This window comes from Bradyrhizobium sp. S69 (genome assembly GCF_009766005.1).
GTDB lineage: Bacteria > Pseudomonadota > Alphaproteobacteria > Rhizobiales > Xanthobacteraceae > Bradyrhizobium.
Genome location: NZ_LMUK01000043.1, coordinates 143,582 through 164,474 on the forward strand (window position 1 = coordinate 143,582; position 20,893 = coordinate 164,474).

General features: G+C 61.8%; 23 protein-coding genes. 10 read left to right on the top strand and 13 right to left on the bottom strand.

Features of this window, described 5'->3' with window-relative positions; genetic code table 11:
• Window positions 1-96 precede the first annotated feature (96 nt).
• Window positions 97-1,587 (bottom strand): tetratricopeptide repeat protein, encoded by a 1,491-nt coding sequence (locus GSQ88_RS23150; protein ID WP_159010077.1) that lies wholly within the window; start codon window positions 1,585-1,587, stop codon window positions 97-99.
• 234 nt (window positions 1,588-1,821) lie between these two features.
• Here GSQ88_RS23150 and GSQ88_RS23155 point away from each other — a divergent pair, with 234 nt between their 5' ends.
• Window positions 1,822-3,477 carry a tetratricopeptide repeat protein gene (locus GSQ88_RS23155; RefSeq protein WP_159010078.1) on the top strand — a complete coding sequence of 552 codons (1,656 nt, stop codon included), beginning with the start codon at window positions 1,822-1,824 and terminating at the stop codon, window positions 3,475-3,477.
• A 183-nt stretch (window positions 3,478-3,660) separates the two neighbouring features.
• Here GSQ88_RS23155 and GSQ88_RS23160 read toward each other — a convergent pair whose 3' ends face one another.
• The 5 genes from GSQ88_RS23160 to GSQ88_RS23180 all read right to left on the bottom strand — a co-directional run bounded on the left by GSQ88_RS23160 (window position 3,661) and on the right by GSQ88_RS23180 (window position 8,765).
• Window positions 3,661-3,933 carry a hypothetical protein gene (locus GSQ88_RS23160; protein WP_159010079.1) on the bottom strand — a complete coding sequence of 91 codons (273 nt, stop codon included), beginning with the start codon at window positions 3,931-3,933 and terminating at the stop codon, window positions 3,661-3,663.
• A 296-nt stretch (window positions 3,934-4,229) separates the two neighbouring features.
• The gene (locus tag GSQ88_RS23165; protein ID WP_159010373.1) at window positions 4,230-5,078 is read right to left on the bottom strand and encodes a metal-dependent phosphohydrolase; all 849 of its coding nucleotides are present in this window, start codon (window positions 5,076-5,078) and stop codon (window positions 4,230-4,232) included.
• Window positions 5,079-5,383: 305 nt separating this feature from the next.
• The gene (locus tag GSQ88_RS23170) at window positions 5,384-6,148 is read right to left on the bottom strand and encodes an SPFH domain-containing protein (protein WP_159010080.1); all 765 of its coding nucleotides are present in this window, start codon (window positions 6,146-6,148) and stop codon (window positions 5,384-5,386) included.
• 128 nt (window positions 6,149-6,276) lie between these two features.
• Window positions 6,277-7,539 carry a CaiB/BaiF CoA transferase family protein gene (locus tag GSQ88_RS23175; protein WP_159010081.1) on the bottom strand — a complete coding sequence of 421 codons (1,263 nt, stop codon included), beginning with the start codon at window positions 7,537-7,539 and terminating at the stop codon, window positions 6,277-6,279.
• 110 nt (window positions 7,540-7,649) lie between these two features.
• The gene (locus GSQ88_RS23180; protein WP_159010082.1) at window positions 7,650-8,765 is read right to left on the bottom strand and encodes a Fic family protein; all 1,116 of its coding nucleotides are present in this window, start codon (window positions 8,763-8,765) and stop codon (window positions 7,650-7,652) included.
• Between the two features lie 418 nt (window positions 8,766-9,183).
• Between GSQ88_RS23180 and GSQ88_RS23185 the strand changes: the two genes are divergently transcribed.
• The 3 genes from GSQ88_RS23185 to GSQ88_RS23195 are packed head-to-tail and all read left to right on the top strand — an operon-like array spanning window position 9,184 to window position 11,677.
• A complete protein-coding gene (locus GSQ88_RS23185) occupies window positions 9,184-9,633 on the top strand; it encodes a PadR family transcriptional regulator (RefSeq protein WP_159010083.1) in 450 nt (149 codons plus the stop codon).
• 20 nt (window positions 9,634-9,653) lie between these two features.
• Window positions 9,654-10,370: a class II aldolase/adducin family protein gene (locus GSQ88_RS23190; protein WP_159010084.1), complete on the top strand. Its 717-nt coding sequence runs from the start codon at window positions 9,654-9,656 to the stop codon at window positions 10,368-10,370.
• Window positions 10,371-10,408: 38 nt separating this feature from the next.
• A complete protein-coding gene (locus tag GSQ88_RS23195; protein WP_159010085.1) occupies window positions 10,409-11,677 on the top strand; it encodes an arabinose transporter in 1,269 nt (422 codons plus the stop codon).
• On the opposite strand, the gene GSQ88_RS23200 is transcribed toward GSQ88_RS23195, so the two are convergent.
• The 3 genes from GSQ88_RS23200 to GSQ88_RS23210 all read right to left on the bottom strand — a co-directional run bounded on the left by GSQ88_RS23200 (window position 11,674) and on the right by GSQ88_RS23210 (window position 14,083).
• Window positions 11,674-12,069, bottom strand: coding sequence for a hypothetical protein (locus GSQ88_RS23200; RefSeq protein ID WP_159010086.1), 396 nt, complete (start codon window positions 12,067-12,069; stop codon window positions 11,674-11,676). The two genes, GSQ88_RS23195 and GSQ88_RS23200, sit on opposite strands and share 4 nt — an antisense overlap.
• Before the next feature lie 136 nt (window positions 12,070-12,205).
• Entirely contained in the window at window positions 12,206-12,727 is a 522-nt protein-coding gene (locus GSQ88_RS23205) for a hypothetical protein (protein ID WP_159010087.1), read from the bottom strand.
• 12 nt (window positions 12,728-12,739) lie between these two features.
• Window positions 12,740-14,083, bottom strand: coding sequence for a TAXI family TRAP transporter solute-binding subunit (locus tag GSQ88_RS23210; RefSeq protein ID WP_159010088.1), 1,344 nt, complete (start codon window positions 14,081-14,083; stop codon window positions 12,740-12,742).
• Between the two features lie 544 nt (window positions 14,084-14,627).
• Between GSQ88_RS23210 and GSQ88_RS23215 the strand changes: the two genes are divergently transcribed.
• From GSQ88_RS23215 to GSQ88_RS23230, 4 genes are all read left to right on the top strand, one after another.
• Window positions 14,628-14,978 (top strand): hypothetical protein, encoded by a 351-nt coding sequence (locus GSQ88_RS23215; protein ID WP_159010089.1) that lies wholly within the window; start codon window positions 14,628-14,630, stop codon window positions 14,976-14,978.
• A 210-nt stretch (window positions 14,979-15,188) separates the two neighbouring features.
• Complete coding sequence (locus tag GSQ88_RS23220; RefSeq protein WP_159010090.1) at window positions 15,189-15,548, top strand: hypothetical protein; 360 nt, start codon at window positions 15,189-15,191, stop codon at window positions 15,546-15,548.
• A 48-nt stretch (window positions 15,549-15,596) separates the two neighbouring features.
• Entirely contained in the window at window positions 15,597-16,601 is a 1,005-nt protein-coding gene (locus tag GSQ88_RS23225) for a DUF3592 domain-containing protein (protein WP_159010091.1), read from the top strand.
• A gap of 172 nt (window positions 16,602-16,773) precedes the next feature.
• A complete protein-coding gene (locus GSQ88_RS23230) occupies window positions 16,774-17,829 on the top strand; it encodes a HoxN/HupN/NixA family nickel/cobalt transporter (protein ID WP_159010092.1) in 1,056 nt (351 codons plus the stop codon).
• A gap of 106 nt (window positions 17,830-17,935) precedes the next feature.
• Here the strand turns inward: GSQ88_RS23230 and GSQ88_RS23235 are convergent, their stop codons facing one another.
• The 4 genes from GSQ88_RS23235 to GSQ88_RS23250 form a co-directional block, all read right to left on the bottom strand.
• On the bottom strand, window positions 17,936-18,100 hold the full coding sequence (locus GSQ88_RS23235) for a Flp family type IVb pilin (protein ID WP_159010093.1): 165 nt from the start codon (window positions 18,098-18,100) through the stop codon (window positions 17,936-17,938).
• 155 nt (window positions 18,101-18,255) lie between these two features.
• Window positions 18,256-18,396, bottom strand: coding sequence for a hypothetical protein (locus tag GSQ88_RS23240; RefSeq protein ID WP_159010094.1), 141 nt, complete (start codon window positions 18,394-18,396; stop codon window positions 18,256-18,258).
• Between the two features lie 68 nt (window positions 18,397-18,464).
• Window positions 18,465-19,019 (bottom strand): hypothetical protein, encoded by a 555-nt coding sequence (locus tag GSQ88_RS23245; protein ID WP_159010095.1) that lies wholly within the window; start codon window positions 19,017-19,019, stop codon window positions 18,465-18,467.
• 78 nt (window positions 19,020-19,097) lie between these two features.
• On the bottom strand, window positions 19,098-19,628 hold the full coding sequence (locus tag GSQ88_RS23250) for a GcrA family cell cycle regulator (RefSeq protein WP_159010096.1): 531 nt from the start codon (window positions 19,626-19,628) through the stop codon (window positions 19,098-19,100).
• A gap of 129 nt (window positions 19,629-19,757) precedes the next feature.
• Here GSQ88_RS23250 and GSQ88_RS23255 point away from each other — a divergent pair, with 129 nt between their 5' ends.
• Window positions 19,758-20,381, top strand: a complete 624-nt coding sequence (locus tag GSQ88_RS23255; RefSeq protein ID WP_159010097.1) for a S24 family peptidase — start codon at window positions 19,758-19,760, stop codon at window positions 20,379-20,381.
• Between the two features lie 117 nt (window positions 20,382-20,498).
• On the top strand, window positions 20,499-20,789 hold the full coding sequence (locus tag GSQ88_RS23260; RefSeq protein ID WP_159010098.1) for a hypothetical protein: 291 nt from the start codon (window positions 20,499-20,501) through the stop codon (window positions 20,787-20,789).
• Window positions 20,790-20,893: the final 104 nt, after the last annotated feature.

Genomic DNA, 20,893 nt, shown 5'->3' on the forward strand with positions numbered 1-20,893 from the left:
CCGTCGGCTGCGAACCAACAGTCAGAAGCTTAAAAAGAAAGAGGACCCCGGAGCAATCCGGGGCCCTCTTTCCTGATTTTTTTCGTCCCGCGCGGCTCACATCCGGCTTCGATGCGGCGCGGTCGATTTATGCATGATCATGGCGACGACGGCATCGATGATGCGTCCGATCGCGTCGCGCCGATAGGCCCAGCGCGGGTCTGAATCCGGCACCGCGATCACCATGGTGGCGTTGGCTTCGAACAGCAAGAGATCGCCATTTGGCGCCGTGGCGAAATCCACTCCGGCATAATCGAGGCCGAGCGTGTCGCGGATGCCCTCGAGCGCCGTCATGGCCTTGTCGCCAAGCGCTGCCCGCATGTCCCTTAGAAAAATCGCTTCTTCCGACCGGTGGTCCGGCTTGTCGGCCATGTCGGAGGTGAAATAATGCACCTTCCAGTTCCGCGATATCGCCAGATGCAACGGATAAATCTCGCCGCCGATCATCATCACGCGATATTTTCGTGCGCTGCCGTCGCGGCCTCTGGCGTCGAGATATTCGATCACCAGCAGGTCGTCTCCGGGCAGACCGGCCGCGGCCGCGGATAGATCGGCAGCCTTCTCTACGAAGATAAAATTGCGTCCGGTGTGATAGCCGGGCGAACGCAGCAGCAGCGGAAAGACATAGCCGAGATCGGCAATCGCGTTGGCGCCGCCGGGGCCTGCGAGCATCGCGCGATCGACCGCCGATGTCTTCGGGGTCACCACGCCGGGCACAGCGGCAAGCCGCGCGGCGTTGTCGATCCGGCCGGTCTTCATCACGGCGCGAGGGTCGTTGATCAGGGGCGCGGTGGTCCGCGCGACCAGAGCCGCGGCCGCCTCAAGCGCGGGGGCGCAAAGATCAGCATCGCCGATGGCGTTGAAAATCAGCTGATGTGGCGGCAAGGCTGTCCGCGGGTCGAGATAATCGGTGACGATCACCGAAGTCAGAAACGTGCGATCGTCCAGCACCGCCGACGTCGGGATGTTGCCGCCGCCCGATGAGACCAGTTGCAGCAATGTCACCGGCGGCTTGGTGCCGCGATAGGGCAAGGTCGACACCGCGTGGTCGCGAAAGCCCTGCTGGAAATGCCGGCGGGCCGCGATGCGGTCACCGAGATCGGACAGCACCGCGCCGAGCCCCTGATGCGCTTCCGCATGGTCCGGATGGATGCGCAGCACCGCTTCGTAATGCGCGCGCGCCTCGGTGTGCCGGTTGGCACGCAGCAGCAGGTTGGCGAGGTTGACGCGCGCCATCGGATTATCGGGGTGGTGCAGGATCGCTTCGGCATAGACGCGGCAGGCGGCATCGATCGCGCCCATATTCGTCAACAGCGTGCCGAATTCGTTCAAAGCGCTGAAATTTTCCGGCGAACGGCGCAGGATATCGATGAAGGCTTGCTGCGACTCCTGTCGCCGGTTCAGCGCCCCCAGCAAAACCGCGCGCTCGATCTCGCTTGCGATGGCACCACCCTCGGGGCGGCTCGCCAGCCAATCCTCCAGCTGACGCAGCCGCACTTCCTGCGCCTGCCGGGGCGCCCAGCCGTGCTTTTCGGATGTCTCGGGCAAGATAGCTCTGTTTGGCTTTGGTCCGGTCACGATCTGATCCGCGCAAGGGGCCGCACTATCGGCTGATTCGCAACGAGCGCGTACCGGCAAAATCGGGGTGATTGGCCGTTCTTGTTGGCATTTCCGAATGTTTCCAGAATCCTGCGCGCAAACCCGAAACCAAGCCACGACAACACTTTGTTTACCAAGAATCTTCATGGTTCGGTTACTTCCACCGACGCAAGGCGCACATCCATGACTGCAACCGCCGCTCCTACCCTGGGCGCCGTGCCCACCGGCTCGTCTGCCGCGCAGTGGCTGCGGATCGGCGAAGAGCATTACGCCGCCGGCCGGAACGACGACGCCTTTGCCGCCTTCCGGCTTGGCCTGGCCGCGGCCGAAGCCCAGCCGGCCGGCAGCACGGCGGCCGAGACCATCTCGGAGCTGCATTCCAGGCTCGGCAATACCTGCATGGTCCGCGGCGATCTCGAATTGGCCGCCGCGAACTACAAGGCGGCGCTGCGGCTGGTGCCGACATTGGTGCCGTGCTGGTGCAATCTCGGCAATATTCACGTCCAGACCGGGAAGGCGCAGGACGCCATTGCCTATTATCTCGAAGCGCTGAAACTCAATCCGCGCCATTGGCCGACGCGCACCAACCTGGTTCAGGCCCTGACCGCCACCAAACAATATATCATCGCCAAGGCGCTGCTGCTTGAACTGCTCGGCGAACAGCCGCAGGACGCGGCACTGCGTCACCAACTCGGCAAGGTTCACTACGAGCTGGAGGAAGTACCGGCCGCGATCGAATGTTTCGAACAGGCCATCGCACTCAATCCGCGCGATTCCGACAGCCTGTACTGGATCGGCGGCATCAAGCAGCGGCTCGGCGACGACGCGGCGGCCCAGGCCGCCTATGCGCGCGCGGCCCAGATCAAGCCATTGATCCGGCGGCCGGCGATCAAATCGCCTGCCGATTTTCGCGTGCTGGCGCTGTACGCCCCGTTCGGCGGCAACACGCCGACCGAATATCTGTTCAAGCATGCGGCCTACGACACCGACACCCTCGCGCTGTTCGAGAACAATTCCTACGATGCGCAGGCCTTCGGACAAGGTGTCAACGTCGTCGTCAATTTGATCTCCGATGTCGACCAGGCCGGCGCGATGCTGCCGTTGGCCGCCGATCTGGTCGAAGGGCTCGGCAAGCCGACGATCAACGATCCCCGGAAAATCCTGCGCACGACGCGCGACATGGTCGCGGAGCTGCTGAGCGGAATTGACGATTGCCGTATTCCCAAAATCCTGCGCCAGCAGGCCGGCACGGCGTGTTCCGTTGTAGGCTTGCTGGCAGCGTTCCCGCGGGCGGCCGCCATTCTGGCCCGGCCGGTCGGCACCCATGGCGGCGACGATTTCGACAAGATCGACGGCGTCGACGAACTCGCGGCCTATCTCGCGAAGCCCGCGGACACCGATCGCTATTTCATCGAATATGCCGACTATCGCTCCGCCGACGGTTTCTTCCGGAAATACCGCTTCATCTTCGTCGACGGTCAAGTGCTGCCCTATCATCTGGCGATCGCGGACGACTGGAAGGTGCATCACGTCAACACCGACATGGCCAACCAAGTCTGGATGCAGCAGGAAGAAGCCGCGTTCCTCAACGATCCCACGCTGGTTTTCAACCAACGGCACTATCGGGCGCTCGGCGAGATTCAGCAGCGCATGGGGCTGGAATATTTCGGCATCGACTGCGCGCTCGATACCAACGGCGATCTCTTGGTGTTCGAAGTCAACGCCTCGATGCTGGTGCACGACGACAATGCGGAATTTCCCTACAAGGATCCGGCCGTCCGTCGCATCAAGGCAGCATTCGACGCGATGCTGGCCCGGTTCGCGGCCACCGGCGTCTGAAGAGGGCCGGAGCCGTCGGTGTCTGATCGATGGCCGCCGCTAAAGCGCGATGAGATGAGGTTCGATCACCGACTAAGCCGTCATTGCGAGGAGCGACAGCGACGAAGCAATCCATTCTTCGTTTGACGCTATGGATTGCTTCGCTTCGCTCGCAATGACGATTCAACCCGATCTCATCCCGCGCTAGAACTCTAATTCCTGCGCCTGCAACATCGCCTTGAGGGTGCCTTCGCTGAGGCGTCCCTTCGGATGCTGCGGCTTTTGGTCGGCGCCTTCGATCGGCGCGAAGTTCTGCAACGGAAGCTGGATGCCGCCTGGTTCGAAGGTTTCCCCGGAATCATCGGCCCCGTCGACCGAGCCGGCGCCGCGCATCTGGATGCGGCTCTTTTTCGGCTCGAGCTTCTTCGGCTTGACTTCCGGCGTATACACGACCGGCATCAGCATATGGTGTGACATGATCAATCCCCGTGATGATTGCCCGCACGCATACAAACTTTAGCCCGCATTTTTCAGAGCAAATCCCGAGCCAGGAAATTCCCGTTGAAAATCAATACACTTTGCACGGGATGCCGCACGCGGCGGCAAAATTTGCCGGGAATTTCGCGACCACCGGGAACGCGCCGCTCTAGAACCCGATGGAATCGAAACGGGGCTCTACTCTTTTATTTTGACGCGTTTTCTTCACGCGAACCGGTACCCACGGAGCCTGTCATCGGGCGCGCATTCGCGCGACCCGTTGGCTCGAAAACGCTCTAGGTTTGCGGGCCCGATAGGCTGATCTCGCGCTCGGCACGGAACACATTGCCGTAGAGATTGCCGATCCACTGCCGCCCGCTCGATGTCATGTTGAGATAGCGGATCGCGGTCTGGACATGGGGAGCTACACTGTTCCAGTAGAATTGTGGGTAGCGATTGACGATGTCGGCGGGCGAGTCATAGCCGAGCTGGCGGTTCATACCGGTTTCTTCAAACTCGTAATAGAGCGCATTTGCCTTTCGGATGTAATTCGGATCGCCGAGCTGCCCGATGAAATCGGCCGCGCGCACGATCAAAGCCTCCTCCCCCTCGGGCCCCTCGGCAACGCTGGCCGCACTCGACGGAAATCTGGTGCCTTCGATCGCCCGAGCGATGCGCTCGCTGTCGAGCCCGGGAATACTTGAAATCCTGTCCATGACATAGAGCTTCGAACGATCGACGTGGTAGGACATCAGCGCCGCATCGGATGAGCCGCGCGGCAAGCTCACCTTGCTGCCCGCCGCATCAATCACGAAGCCGTCGGCGTCGTCGCCCTTCAGCAGGCCGCGCACATAGCCGATGTCGTGGGCGAGGCAGGCAATGATGACATGGGCATAATCGTCGGCGGTCACCTGGGTATACAGTGCCCGGCCGCGGAAGATATCATGACCTGCCAGTGTCACGAGCATCGTGTGCTCGACGTTATGGTAGAGGGCGTCGCTGTTTCCGATGCATTCCAGCGCAATGCGGGCGGCGCTCGGCACGATGTCTATCAGATCCGTCTTCGACGAGCCGAAGCGTTGGCGCATATAGGTACCAAGGAATTTTTCCAAGGCATTTACCGCCAGTTCAGGTAAAGTCAGCATGGACGTTGCCCCCGAATAACGTGACGCTCTTCCCGCGTGGCTCCTGTTTCTTTTCTTATGGCGTCGATCGTCGTTGACGAGCATAGCCCATCTTCGGCGGGCGGGCCAAATGCAAATATCAACTTCAGGTTATAGGCCGGCCTGAACGCGCGGTTACCGGATGTTGGGTTCTACAGCTTGGCGGCGGTCGCCGGCTTGGGCCCTCGCGAAGTCAAGCGCGAATGTTGTTGCAATGCGGTTGCGCGGGCCGCGAACGCAGCCCGCTGCAACCTGGTCACCCGCCGCGGCCGTCGACCGGCATCGAACTATTTCGGCGCCGAGACCTTCGATAGCGCCGCGATCGCTTCCTGCACGGTCGTCATGAACTGCGCCGGGAAAATGATGGTGGAATTCTTCTCGACCGAGATTTCCGCCATGGTCTGCAGGGTGCGGAGCTGCAACGCAACCGGATGCGCCGTGATGATATCGGCGGCCTCGCCAAGCTTGACGGCGGCCTGGTATTCGCCTTCGGCGGCAACGATCTTGGCGCGACGCTCGCGCTCGGCCTCGGCTTCCCGCGCCATCGCGCGCTGCATGTTGTCGGGCAGCTCGATGTCCTTGATTTCGACCGCCGTAACCTGGGTACCCCACGGCTCGGTATGGAGGTCGATGACATCCTTGATCTGCTCGTTGATACCGGCGGTATTCGACAACAACTCATCGAGGCTGAAGCGCCCGACCACGTTACGCACCGTGGTCTGGCTGATCTGGCTGATCGCGTTGTAGACGTTTTCGATCGCAATCACGGCCCTTTCCGGATTGGTGACATGATAGTAAGCCACCGCCGCGATATCGATCGAGACGTTGTCCTTGGTGATGATCTTCTGCGACGGAATTTGCATAGTGACGGTGCGCAGCGACGTCCGCACCATCTGCTGGAACGGCACGAAGATCAGCGTCAGTCCGGGCCCGCGCACGCCTTCGAATTTGCCGAGCAGGAACACCACCCCGCGCTCATATTGCTTCAGCACCCGGAGCGACACCAGGACATAGAAAATGGCGGCGATGACAATAAATGCAATCAGGCCCATAGCTTCCTCGTTTATGTCGTCCTCGTTTCCGGCGCTCTTGTCTGTGGCGCCATCAGGTGGTCACGGCTCAGTCTAGCAACAAGCACCTCATTAAAATGTGATATGACGCACACGCGGTTGCGGCGATCTCAGACATCGCGCGAGGGGGCGCCGAACGCGCCCGCGGCGGCAAGCTTTGCGATTTGGTCGTCATCATAGCCGAGTTTCTGGCGCAGGACCTCGTTGGTGTGTTGGCCGAGCAAGGGTGCTGCCACCGGATCGATGATCGGGGTCAGGCTCAGGCTGAGCGGGGATTCGATATTGGGGACCGAACCCGCGGTTGGATGCTCGATCCGGCTGAGGCGATGGCGGTCGCGTACTTCGGGCGCATTGAACCCCTCCTCGACGGTACGCAGATAGCCGACAGGCACGTTGACCTTCTTCATCTTCGCCATCCAGTTCTCGCGCACGTCGGTGGCAAATACCTCGCCAATGATGCGGCGCAGCGCTTCCTTGTTGGCCGAACGCGCCCTTCGATTGGCAAAGCGCTCGTCGGTCATCAGATCGGGGCGCTCCAGCACGTCGACGACAAGACGCCGATAGAGCCGGTCATTGGCGCAGGCGATATAGAACGGGCCATCGGCGGCATGATAGACGCCGACGCTGGGCGAACCGTTCGGCGAGTTGCCGAAACGACCGGGATTCTTGCCGCTGATCAGATAGGCCATGCCGTAAAACGCGGTCATCGCCACCGCGATGTCGATCAGGGCGACCTCGACATGCTGGCCGCGCCCGAGCCGGTCGCGGGCCAAGAGCGCCAGCAGGATGGCGTTGCAGGCCGACATGCCGGTCGCGAGATCGACGATCGGCGGCCCGGTGCGCACCGCTTCCCCATCGGCAAAACCGTTCAGCGACATGAAGCCGCTTTCGGCCTGGGTGATCGGATCGAAGCCCGGGCGCAACGCGAACTCCCCCTTGCGGCCATAGGCCGAGATCGAGCAATAGACCAGCCGCGGATTGGTCGGCGCCACCGACGCATAGTCGAGCCCGAACTTCTTCATCACGCCGCCGGAGAAATTCTCCACCACCACGTCGGCCTTCGCGATCAGGTCGCGCGCGACCGCAAGCGCCTCGGGCTTGGTGAAGTCGAGCGCGATGCCGCGCTTGTTGCGATTGAGGCTGAGAAAGGCCGCGCTCTCGCCACCGATTTCCGCATGTTCATAGGCCCGGCTGTCGTCGCCGCCTTCCGGATTTTCGATCTTGATCACCTCGGCGCCGAAATCGGCCAGCGTTTGGGTGCAGGCAGGACCGGCGACCACCCGGGTGAAGTCCACCACCAGCAGGCCGTCGAGCGCCGTGGGCTGGCCCTTTGCGCGCGGCGTGCGTTCCGGCAATTGCGGTATGGCGGTCATGATCGGCATTTCCTCTTCTGATACGGGTCTTGAAGCCGCAGGTTGGCCCTGCGCCGGCTGATTTTACGGTCTATTGGCTGATGCCTACAAGGGCTGGTTCGACATGGATGTTATTCGGCTGCATCTTTGGCCAGTGAATAGCTCGTGCTGCGGCCGCCGCCTTCATCTTTTCGAAGAATCCGACGCTCAACCAGATCGACGATATCGCGCAGTGCCGTATCCGGCGAGCATTTCTCGATGGTGGCCCATTTCGAAGAGCTGAGCTTGCCGTCGAAACCGTCCAGCAAGCGGTTGATCATGTCGCGCTGACGATCGTTGAGCGGCACGGTGGCATGCGTCCTCCAGAATTCTGCCCTTCGGAAAACAGACGAAAGCGTCTTCTCCGCGCCTTCGAAAGCGCGATCGAGGCACCCGAGAAACCACTCGATCCATGATGTGACGTCGAGCGTGGCTTTCTGCGTCGCTTCAAGCATGTCGTAATAGTCCTTCCGCTCGACCCGGATTTGCGCCGACATGCTGTAGAAGCGTTGCGGGCTGTCTTCCGACCGGGCGAGCGACATGTCGGCGATTGCACGCGCGATGCGACCGTTGCCGTCGTCGAACGGATGGACCGTCACAAACCACAGATGCGCCAGGGCTGCCTTCAGAACCGGATCGATATCGCCCTCGCCGTTAAACCAGTCGAGGAAGGCTTTGATGTCCACATCCAGCCGTGCAGCGGCGGGCGCTTCATAATGAACGCGCTCGCGCCCTTCAGCGCCCGACACCACTTGCATCGGACCCGATCGATCATCCCGCCACGTGCCAACGAGGATTTTTCGCATGCCGCTTCGTCCGGTGGGAAACAGAGACGCATGCCAGGCCAGCAATCGTTCGGAGGTCAACGGCTCGCCGAATTTCTGGGTGGCATCGAGCATCATTTCGACCACGCCTTCGACATTGCGGTCGACGGACGGCAGGCCAGCGGCCTCGATTCCGAGACGGTGCGCTATCGAGGATCGGACCTCCTCCTTGTCGAAGACTTCGCCCTCGATCTCGCTGGACTTGAGCACCTCCTCGGTGAGCGTTTGCAGAACCGCCTCTTGGCGCAGCGCAAATCCAAGCGCCTGCATGCGCCCAATCAGACGCCCCTGACGGTGCCGCACGGCGGCGAGCAGCCCGGCAAGGCGGTGCTGGTCCCAGGTAAACTGCGGCCAGTCGGGCAATTGGTGAACATACTCGGACATCTATTCTCCGCCCCACTTGCGGAGATAATAGGGAGCGTCGCGCTCGAAGCAAGAATATTCACCGCATATCATGCGGAGATTGAGACTGCTATTCGCCGCATGGCTAAATATCCAAGGTTAAACAGAGTCTTCCAGGACAGGTCAAACGACGTCCGACCTCCTGATTCAAGCAAAATCGAGGTCTTGAAATCGATATCGATCCAGTCTAGATATATCTAAGTTTCAGATATATCGAAACTGCATCGAAAGAGAGAACCAAACAATGAGACACAGACATTCAGATCACGACACCCGCGGCGGACCGCATCGGCGGGGATCATTCGAAGACGGCGATTTTCGCCACGAGCACCGCGGTCGCGACCGCGATCATGAACATCATGGGCGTGGCCGGCACCGGTTTGTGCGCCGACCGGGGCGCATGTTCGACCATGGCGAACTTCGCCTGGTGGTGCTTGCCCTGATTTCCGAACGCCCCCGTCACGGCTACGAGATCATCAAGGAGATCGAGGACCGCGTCGCCGGCACCTACACGCCGAGCCCCGGCGTGATCTATCCGACCCTGACCATGCTTGAAGAACTCGGCCACGCCACCGTGAGCGAGAACGCCGGCAAGAGGCTTTACGCCATCACCGCAGACGGCACCGCCTACCTCGCCGCCAACAAGAGCACCGTGGACAACGCATTGCAGCGCATGCAATCGGTCAACACCGCGCATGGTGGCGGCCCGGCGCCGGAGATCACACGTGCGCGGGAAAACCTGAAGATGGCGCTTCGGCTGCGTGAAGCCCGCGGTCCCCTCACCGAGCAGCAGATCCGCGATATCGCCGCAGCGCTCGACGCCGCCGCGATCGCGATCGAACGCAGCTGACCGCTAGCCGGAACAATCCCATGGCAGACCACGACCTGACGACGGCACTCACCGAACTGGCTTATGGCTGCCGCATCCTCCACATGGAAGGCCACGCCGACATGACGCTGGGCCATCTGTCGCTGCGCGATCCCGATGGACGCGGGGTGTGGCTCAAGCGCTCCGGCATCGGGCTCGGCGAGGTGCGCGACGGCGGAGATTTCGTATTGATCGACTTTTCCGGTAAACGGCTGTCCGGTGACGGACGGCTGCACAAGGAGTGGCCCATTCATACCGAGATCATGCGGCGGCGGCCGGACGTCATCGTCGCAGGCCACAGCCATCCATTCCACGCCACCGCGTTCTCGGCGATCGAGGTCGAATTGGCCGCCGTCACCAACGAGGCGGTGTATCTCGGCGGCGTGCCTTCCCGCTTCAGCGAAACCACCGGCCTGATCGATACGCCCTCGCTTGGCGAAAGCCTCGCCGATGCGCTGGGCGGCGCGTCGACCGTGCTGATGCAAAATCACGGCATTTGCTTTGTCGGGCGGGATATCGCTTCCGCTGTCATGATGGGCCTGTTCCTGGAGCGGGCCTGCCGGTCGCAACTCGCATTGCTCGCGACCGGGCTCGCCTACACCGCGACGGCGCCCGGGGAGCTTGCGCAAAAGCATGATGAAATCTTCGACCCCGGATTGATCGAAACCTTCTGGGCCTTTTTCAAACGACGGGCCGATCGGGTACATAATTTGCACTGATCGGAAACCCGCATTATCAAAAAGAAACAACAAGACAGATGACAAACTCCGCTGCCTCCGCGCGCTCACCAGCGCCTTCGCTTGCTCCCACTCCTGCGCCCTCACCCGCGCCTCCTCCCACGGAACACAACGTGTTCCTCAAGATGCTGCCGATCGCGTCGGCGGTGTTTGTCGGCTTCCTCACCATCGGGCTGCCGTTGCCGGTGTTGCCGTTGCACCTGCACTTCACGCTCGGCCTGAGCCCCGTGATCGTCGGCGTTGTGGTTGGCGCGCAATTCGCCGCGGCGTTGCTGTCGCGGGCATGGGCGGGCGGCTTCGCCGATGTCAGCGGCGCCAAGCGCGCCATGATGATCGGCCTTGTGATCGCGGCGATCTCCGGCTTGGCCTATCTCGCATCGCTGGCTTTCATCGCGAGCCCGGTGATCTCGCTCGGCGTACTCCTGATCGGCCGCGTCCTGCTCGGCTGCGGCGAGAGCCTGATCATCACGGGGGCCCTGAGCTGGGGCCTTGGCCTGGTCGGCCCGCAACATGCCGGCAAGGTCATGGCGTGGGTCGGAATCGCGATGTACGCCGCCTATGCCATCGGCGCACCGCTCGGTACGCTGATTTATGACCCCTATGGCTTTGTCGGCATCGCCATCGGAACTACGATCATTCCACTGCTAGGGTTGGCCGTGGTGCTGCCCGCGCGCGCGCCACCGGCATCCTCGGCGCGTCGCATGCCATTCTACAAGGTATTGGGAACGGTGTGGATGCCGGGATTGGGGCTGCTGCTGTGCGGTGTCGGCCTCGGCGTTATCACAACCTTCGCCGCATTGTTGTTCGTCGCCAGGAACTGGGGCAGCGCTTCGCTCGCCTTTACCGCTTTCGGTGTCGCCTTCATCGGCGCGCGTCTGATGTTCGCGCACCTGCCCGACAAGATCGGCGGCGGCAAGGTGGCGCTGGTTTGTGTGCTGATCGAGGCCGCGGGCCAATTGATGATCTGGCAGGCCGACCACGTGCTGATGGCCTACGCCGGTGCCGCGCTGACCGGATTTGGCTTTTCGCTGGCGTTCCCCGGCTTCGGCGTCGAAGCCGTGCGACGCGCCCCGCCGCACAGCCGCGGCGCGGCGATGGGCGCCTTCATCGCCTTCCTCGACATCTCCTTAGGGATTACCGGCCCGGCCGCAGGCGCGATTGCCGGCGCCAGCAGCGTCGGTACGGTCTACCTCGCGGGCGCGGGCGCCGTCGCGCTCTCGGCCATCGTTGCGGTGCTATTGATCGTCAACCCGCCGCGCGCCGCCTCACCGATGAATCAGCAGCGCTAACAGCCCCGGCAAATGCCCGTGAACTTGCTGATTTGGGGCCGGCCGCGGCGACGCGTTGGCGGCCCTCTTGGGACAACTTCATCCGCGCTGAATATGCGCTGTGACGCGCCCACGGTGGGCGCGACCACGCGTGACGGGGGTGAGCCGATCGGTCCGTAGACAACCGGCGGCGGTGGCGTGTTTCTACCGAGCGGTGGGAGACTCGACGCGTTGCCGATGCCGCTGGGATCACTGAGCACGCGGGGATTGGCGGGACCGAACGGGATGCCGTTGATCGGCGAATTGCCCGCGCCTGCCGATCCCGCCGGCGGCGTAAGCTGCGCGTAGGCGTTCACGGGTGCGAACAGGCTGGCCAGCAGCGGGATGAGCACAAGCGCCGAATTGCGGGGCATCGAATTTTTCCCAGGCTGGAGGTTCCAGAAGGAATATGGGGTGCGGATTGCCGTTAGCCAGATTTTTCCTCGACCCGTCATGCCCTCGTCGCGCCCTGAAGCAGGTAAAGCGGTTCGCTATCGCGACCGTGCGGCGTTATTTGCATTTCGGTATCTGCTCTCCCGGCGAGCTTCGCATCGAAGCCGCGACATGGGACACCAGAGCGTCAAAGGCCTGCTTTTGCGCCGCCGGATATATGATCAACAGGTGATTCACGATCTGGTCGTTGCACGACAGAATGGCTTTCCGATAGAAAATCATGTCGCCGCTTGTGCCGGAAATCACCACTTGGCGCGCGCTCGCCTTTCGATACGTCACGGTCTCGCCGTCGCGCGCGCGCTGCTCGTCCGCGATCAGCTCCGCCGCCGGCGCGTCGTCCGCATTGAGTATCCCGGATACCGTGATGGTCGCGGCGCCATCGGGTGAAGTGAACGCCAATCCATCGTTGTTGTCCGGCTCCCGGCCGGCTTTCCAGTCCGACGGCACCTCCGCGCTGACGCCAAAACGCCAATTGCGATACGGACGATAGCCTTGCTCGGCGGAAGCCGGAGCAAGCATGGCGACGGTTGCCGTCAGCAGCCCAGCGCATAGCCATCTTCGGCAAAAACGACTCGTCATCGCGATGTTTCCTCAGCTCGGCGAACTGGGCTCGGCGCGCGGCTGCGCCTGCGCCGCCAGCGCCATGCGGCGGCGATGGATCAGATTATCCAGCCGATGCGCCGCCGCGATCAAGGCGTGGGTTTCCGACGCGCTCGCGTCGCTGTCGGCCGATCTCGCCAGCTGGGCGTGAAGGATATGATCGATTTCCTCTTCGATCGCGGCAAGCTCGGCCTCATCGTCGGTTTTCCGCACCCGCCCCGGCAGGCTGCACAGCGCGCCCAGCGTCGTTTGCGAAGGGTCTAGCGGACGCACCCCGAGAAAACGCCAGGCGGCGGCGAACACCGAGGCCATCGCGCCGAGCACCATCGGCGTCAGATAGATCGCGTTGCCGTAGCGATCCATGAAACTTTCCTGGGTGCCGTTGTAGAAGGCTGCCGCACCCGGATGCACCGCGAGGAAAGCATCGGAATCGGTGTCGGGCGCGGCAATCCCTGCCAGCAGCGGTTGCTCGCCGATCAGGTCGCGGCGGACACTCATCAGCTTCTTGGCGAGTTCGCCGACCAAACTGGCGCTCAAATGGCGGTTGGCAATCAGGTAAAAGCCAACCCGCAAGGTGGTGACGTCGTCGTCCGGCACCGGCGGCGCACCGCGCAGCGTGCCTTTTGGAATGTCGAAACTCTCATAGGGACCCTTGACGTCGGTGATGGCGCCGGCGGAATCGATCGGGATCAAGACCGGCGCCGAATTGGGGCTTTCACGAAACAGGCTCTTGACCAGCGTCAGGTATCGCTCGGTCAGCGGTAGCACCATCAGCAATACGCTGACCTCCTTGGCCTGGATCGCGCGGCGCGCATCCGAAGGCACGACGTCCTTGAAGGTGACGTTGGCATGGCCGAGGTCATATTCCTTCTTCAAGACCTCGACGACGCCGTGGTTGATTTCGCCGCCCACCACGCCAACGGTGTGGTCGCGCAATTTCGCAATGCTGGTGATCGGCGAGCCCGGCGGCGCCACGATCATCACCACGCCGTGCCCGGTCAGCGCCACGGCGCGGGCCTGTTGGAGATCGCCGACATCGGCCCGGACCACGGCGAGATCGGCGGTGCCGGCGTCGAACGCCTTGGCCGCATCGAGCACGCTGCCGGCATTCTCGACCTTGAGCCTGATCGGCGAGTCGGTGGTGGCAAGCCGGCCGGCGATCGCCGATGCGAGCAGCTTGGCCTGGCCGTCGAGCGATCCGACCGCGATGGTCAGCGTCTTCGGCTGCATGTAGTAGCGGTACGAGATCAGCCCCGCACCCGCGACGATGCAAAACACGCCGGCGAGAAGAATGGCACGAACCCAGAATGGCAGCGTGATCTGCAGGTTTGTCATGGCATCCGTTATGCGATCGATTCCGAGGGGGAGTGTGTCAGATATCGGTCTCGCCTGGCAGCGCCTTGGTTCGAAAAATCCGGCTTAAGGCACGAGAAACTCCGGCCAGGAATCCGAAATCCGCTCGGCCCCGGCGTGGCGGGTCTTCTGCGCCCGGCCGAACCGCCGGGGTTGCGGGGGCCGTGGAGGCGGCGATAGCGGCGGCCTTGGCCATGCGCCGTACCCGCTTGGCACGGCGGCCACGCAGATGGGGGCGGATTCGCGCCCACGACAAAGCGTGATACCGCGACCATGACATCGTCTTCATTGAAGCCTCCATCATCCTCTCGATCGTCCTTGCGATGATTGGTAAGAGGCAACGCGATCGCCGTTCGAAACGGCCCGATTACAAATTGGAAAGTGCGGCCGCACGCGCGATGGGCGTAAACGCACGTGCCCGATTCATTGCCGGAAGTTCACGAATGTTCATCGGCATTAAACCTCAGTAATGCGCCGAACCAAATTCCAGTTGGCCGCCTCCAACCGATGTTAGGAGGAGAACATCATGAAACTTATTTCTGCACTTGTGGGTCTTACTGCACTTGGCGGCATAGCTCTCGCTACCGCTCCGGCAGCCGCGATGCCCATCGCCGTTCCCGGTCAAATGTCGCAAGCTTCAAACGTTGAACAGGTCAATTACGTCTGCAACGAATGGGGCCATTGCTGGCACCAGCACTATTATCGCGGCGGCACCTACCAATCGTCTTATTATGGCGGTTGGCATCACTGGCATCCGCGTTATTACGGCGGCTGGGGATATGGCGGCTGGCACCACTGGCACCCGCAGTACTACGGCGGCTGGGGGTACGGCGGCTGGCACCACTGGCATCATTGGCACGCGTGGAATCAGTGGTGATCGAACACGAGAGAGAAGGGATATGGAGAAAGGGGCTTCGGCCCCTTTCTTTTTATCCGTTGCGGCTCGGGTCGGCGTGAACCCGGATGCTTTACGCCGCGACCAAATACCGGCGGGATCGACGCTACCGACCAGGTCCGCGTTGCTTTCCACGCTTTCGGCGCCCCGCCGAAGGCGCCTTTCACATCATCCGGATCAAGGGACAATGCAATGCCTCATCGTGCCGGCAACTTGAAACGCGCCGCTCTGGCGGCTTGCCTTGTGGCCGGCGCCTCGGCTTCGCAAGCGCAGGACAACAAGGTCAGCCTGTTCAAGGTCGTGACCGTCAAGGACGAAATCGTGATTGGGCTCTCCGACGATGAGATGAAGGCGCTTGGCGGGTCCGACGCCAGCGCGGTCGCGCACACGCTGGCGCAAAAGGGCGACATGACGGTGTGGCAATATAACGTGCATCGCGGCCCGAACGGCGAATTGCAGCAAGCCCCGACCGCGAAAATCGGCTTGCTCGCCAATGCGTCGCTGCGCGTGGAACCCTATTCGACGCCCTACACCATCGTGCCGCATCAATAGACGCGGCTTTCCGCTTAAAGATCTGCTTCTTGAAAATCATTGGATCCCATGCTCGACGCCCATCAATTGCTGTGGACGCAAATCGCCGCGGGCGTATGCCTGCTGAATTTCGCTTGCCTGCTGTTCAGGCTTGTTCGGCTGCGCGGTGAGACACGTTCCGCCAGCAAATGGAGCAAGGTCGACGGCGTCATCGTCGCCTCCGAGGTTGATCAGCCGCAATCGCATTTGTCGGATGATGAGACCGATGCCACGCCCGTCATTCGCTATCGCTACCGCATCGACGGCAACGATCTCGAAGGCGATCGTATCGGGATCGGCGAGGTGCCGATGACGACGCGCATGCTGGCGATGCAGCAGGCCGCCCGATATCCGCTCGGCGCCCATGTCGATGTCTATGTAAACCCGAACAATCCCAAGCGCGCCTTGCTCGAGCCCCGGGCGCAGAACGATATCGCGGGGACAATCGTTTTCGCCGTCGTTTTCGGCGTGATCGCGCTGGTCCTGACCGCGCATTCGATCGCGGGCCACGTGCTTTACGTTGATAATGGCGTGCCGATGTTCGCATTCGCGCTGCCGGGTGCGGCCATTCTCGTCGCGATCCTGGGTGTCGTTTCCTTTGCGCGGACACGGTGGCTCGCCAACGCCAGCAGGCGATGGCCGAGCGTTTCCGGCACCATCACGACATCTTCCGTGGTCGAGGAGCAGATCGAGGACGACGGCGACAACGACAGTTCGGTGCGGCGGATGGTCTATCGTTATCAGGTCGATCTGCGCTACGCCTACCGGATCAACGCGCGCGATTATGTCGGCACATCAGCCGGCTTCGGCTGGACGGCGATCTACGGTACACGCGAGCAGGCCGAGACGGCCGCGGGCCGGTACGCGCCGGGCGACAGCGTGCCCGTCTATTATGATCCGGATCACCCGGCGACCGCGGTGCTGGAGCCGGACAACCGGCAAGTTTCGTTCGCGCCGCTGATCTTCAGCGCCATTTTCGCCGTCGCCGGCGGCGGCATACTGGCGTTCCTGGTCAAGGTCGGCTTCGACCATTAGGGCGTGACGCACAACCGCTCCTGTTGCGATCTTCATGGATCGTGATCGCCAGCCGAGGCGTCTACGCCCTCCTGGTATGATATATTATTGACAGCATCATACTCACCGTGGGAGTCTGGCCGCACGCCAACGCATGACATCGGCGCGCGACGCCCCCACGAAGACAGGCCACATGAGCGGCATCGCCGATTTCCTTGACGACGAACCGGTCGGCCTGCGCGGCAAGACCGTCGCCATCTACGCCGTCCTGATCGCAATCAATGTGCTGGCGTGGATCTGGGCGCTGGTCGAATTCCGGGATTATCCGGTTCTGCTCGGCACCGCGTCGTTGGCCTACACATTCGGGCTGCGCCATGGCGTCGATCCCGATCACATCGCGGCGATCGACAATGTCACGCGCAAATTGATGCAGGAGGGAAAGCGACCGCTCTATGCCGGCTTTTTCTTCGCGCTGGGGCATTCCACCGTGGTGGTGATCGCATCGGCTTTCGTTGCCCTGTCGATGGCGGCGCTGCAGGCCAAGTTCGAAGGCTTCAAGGAGATCGGCAGCGTAATCGGCACCAGCGTGTCCGCGCTGTTCCTGCTCGGCATCTCGCTTGCGAACATCGCGATCCTGGTTTCGGTGTATCGGGTGTTCGCGGCGGTCAAGCGCGGCGATCGGCTGATCGAGGACGATTTGCATGACATGCTTGCCCAGCGCGGCCTGCTCGGGCGCATGCTGCGATCGCTGTTCGCTATCATAACCAGGAGTTGGCACATGTATCCGCTGGGGCTGTTGTTTGGCCTTGGCTTCGATACGGCCAGCGAGGTCGGGCTGCTCGGCATTTCCGCGGCGCAAGGGTCGGCGGGACTGCCGGTTTGGTCGATTCTGGTTTTTCCGGCGCTGTTCACCGCCGGAATGTCCCTGGTCGATACCACCGATGGGGTGTTGATGGTCAACGCCTATGGCTGGGCCTTCATCAAGCCGATCCGCAAGCTGTATTATAATTTGACCATCACGCTGGTATCGATTGTCGTCGCACTTCTTATCGGCAGCGTCGAAGCACTGGGCCTGCTTGGCGACAAATTTGGCCTCGCCGGCACCTTCTGGGATGTCATCGCCGCGCTGAACGATAATTTCGGCGCACTGGGCTATTTGATCGTCGGCATATTCGCCCTGAGTTGGCTGGTCTCGGTCGCCGTTTACCGCCTGCGCGGGTACGACAAGATCGGGGAGCCCGCCGGCTGATTGAACGCATCTCCACGAAAAGCCCGCGCGAGATAGTTCTCGCGCGGGCTCCGGTTTGGTTGATTCCTGGTAACGCTTCGAATTGAAAACGACGCTGGCGAATGATCTATTTCAGCCCAGTGTTGATGCTGGTAAACTGACCGTTAAGATTGGTACCCAGTGTGTTGACGGTTGTGACGATCGCTAGCGCGATCCCGGCTGCAATCAGACCGTATTCGATCGCGGTCGCACCCGATTGATCAGACAAAAACTTCAAAAAAAAACGCTTCACGCCTATCCTCCGGATTCTGTGTTGGCTAAGTCGCACCCCGTAAATACACCGGGTTATCTAAGGTTGCATGAAGCGGCCATGTTAAGTTTAAGCGATTTTTCCGAAGATACAGCTATAGATACCACATCGCGCATGTTGCTCGCCAAATCGGTGTCCTATTCGGCAACGCAAGTCCATGTGGCAGGCGGCACAAACGAGGCCTTGTATCCGGTGAGGCAAGACGGTTTCGACAACAGCACCCAGACTCCGAACAGCACCGCGACCAGCGCGACGCTAAATCCCAGCCGTAGCTTCATGTCGATCTCCCGTTTCCTGTCGAGCGTATCATGGCTAGCGCGTTTTCGACGCCAACGGGTCGCGCGAATCACGGCCGCTGCTGCGTCGCAAACCCGTAAATCAGCGCCAGCCGGTCCAGGCATTCGCGAAGCCGCCGCGCGAAATAATCCAGCCAGCGCTGACCGCCCAGTCCGCGCCGCTGGCTGATCTGCTCCATCGTCGCCCCCAGAATCAACACCTCGTGCACCAACGCCGAGCCATCGGCGCCGAGTTCGCGCTCGACGCGGTTGAGGCGCAGCACGGCCTTGCGCTGGCCTTCCGTGATCGGTTCGCGAAACTGCCCGCCATCGACATATTCCCTGCTCGGATCGACCGCCTGCGGGCCGCGCTCCGCCTTCTCCCAATCGTCCTGGAACGCGCGCCCACCTTGGAATTGGGCCTCGTCGATCTGCCGATGCGAATGCAATTTGCCCAAGGGATCGTTGCGCAGCGAGCGCAGCGTGACGATCTTGTCGCCCGGCTCGAGCCCGAGCGGATCATCGACCTCGACAGCCGCGACATCGGCGTTGCGCGGCAAATCGCGCGACCGCCGGTCATGAACTTTTGCGGGGTTATATGGCTTATGACGTTTTAACCGTACCAATTTGCAATACTCCCTTGCAAGGTTAAGAAAAATGTTTTGCCTCCTGCCGTTCGCGGCTTCACATCGTGCCGCGAACACTCATGCTGCCTCCACGATTCGCAGCGAGGCAGCGCTGACCGTGCGATCCGGCGCAGCGCCAGGGCCGCGCGTCAGATGAAAATGCGCCGTGCAGTAGCGGGAGTCCTCGCGCCGCGGATGCCCGCAGAAGGTGATCGCTTCGCCCTCCTCATCGCCCCCATACGGATAGCGGCAATCGCAGGCTTCGAGGTCAAGCAGCGACAAATGACGCGGCTCGACATCGACACAGCGAAGTTTTGGTAGCTCCTCGCGCTCGAAATTCGGCACCAACCATCGCGCGGTGGCGGCCTGGGCTTTGCGCAGCTGGCTCAGGCTTGGCGGCTGGTACTGCGGCGCCGGCGGGATCAAATCGGCTGGCCGTTCGTTGCTCACCAGACCGATGCGCCTGGCACGGCTGAGCGCGGCGTTGCGGGTATAATGGGTGTTGAACTTCGCGTTGATGGCGCGCGCGATCGCCGAATATGTCATGCCAAGGGCAAGGTATTCCCGCAGCGCGCCCGAATGCTCGGGCGCCCAGTTGGACGGTTCCATGAATTGATCCCTGTTGCTGTGCGCCGGCCTTGGCGCCTCGGTTAATTTCTGATATTCCGAAAACAAAGTCAAGTACGATTTCTGATAATCGGAATTGATTTAATTTCTGAAATTCGGAAAGGATGGCACATGCTGGACATCAAACTGATCGAGCGGGGGCTGCAGAAATCGGGCAAGACCAAGGGCGGTCTGGCGACGGCGATGGGCGTTCGTGCCGGCGCGGTGTCCGAAATCCTGTCCGGGATTCGCCTGATCAAGGCCTCCGAAATCGCCCTGATCATCGCTTATCTCGACCTGAATTCGGTACCGATCATGGGCCGGGTCGGCGCCGGCGCTGCGATCGAGCCGGAACACGAGCAGGTGCCGCCGGAGGGCCTCGGCGAGGTCGAACTGCCGTTCCCGATCGCCGAGGAAACCATCGCTTTCGAGGTCTCCGGCGACTCGATGCTGCCGAAATACGAGAATGGCGACATCATCGTGGTCTATCGCGAGCAGCGCCACCCGATCTCGAGCTTCTATGGCGAGGAGGCCGCGGTCCGGCTGAAGACCGGCGAGCGCTACCTGAAGACCATCGAGCGGGGCAAGTCCGCCACCGTCGTCAACCTGACGAGTTTCAACGCCAAGCCGATCACGGGCGTCAAGCTGGAATGGATCGGGGAGATCTGCGTCACCCTGCCCAGGGGACAGATCGAACGGCTGCGCAGCAAGGCCACGGCCCGCAGCCGCAAGGCCGCCAAAAGCAGCCCGTCATGACCGCGCGCCGGGGGTGATTCGCGGCGCGGGCCGCGGCGAGCAACCTGAAAACCGATAATTTCTGTTTTTCAGAAAATAACGCTTGACAAACTTCTGATTTTCAGAAATATTGCCGCCATGCAATATTTCGTCGTGATGATCGATTATGGCCGGCGCGGACGCGAGGCCATCGTCGATCCGGAAGTCACCCGCCGCGAAGTGGTCTCGCGCGTGGCCTCCGGCGAATACAAGAACATCAGCTTCATTCACGAGATCGTCGATGGCGCGGTCGAGAACATCACCGCCGATATCCTGGCCGAGGCCGCGCTACCGGAGATCCCGCTTGCCGAGATCCCCGCCACGGGCGCCGATTTGCAGGCCGACCGGTTCGATCACGAGCGAGATCTGCGGAAGCATGAGAGCGTGTGACGGGGGGTTACCCTTTCGTCGTCCCGGCCTTGCGCCGGGACCCATAACCCCTAGCATCAGTATTTTAAGATAGCGTTGCAATGCCGCACCTGAACGAGAGTCCA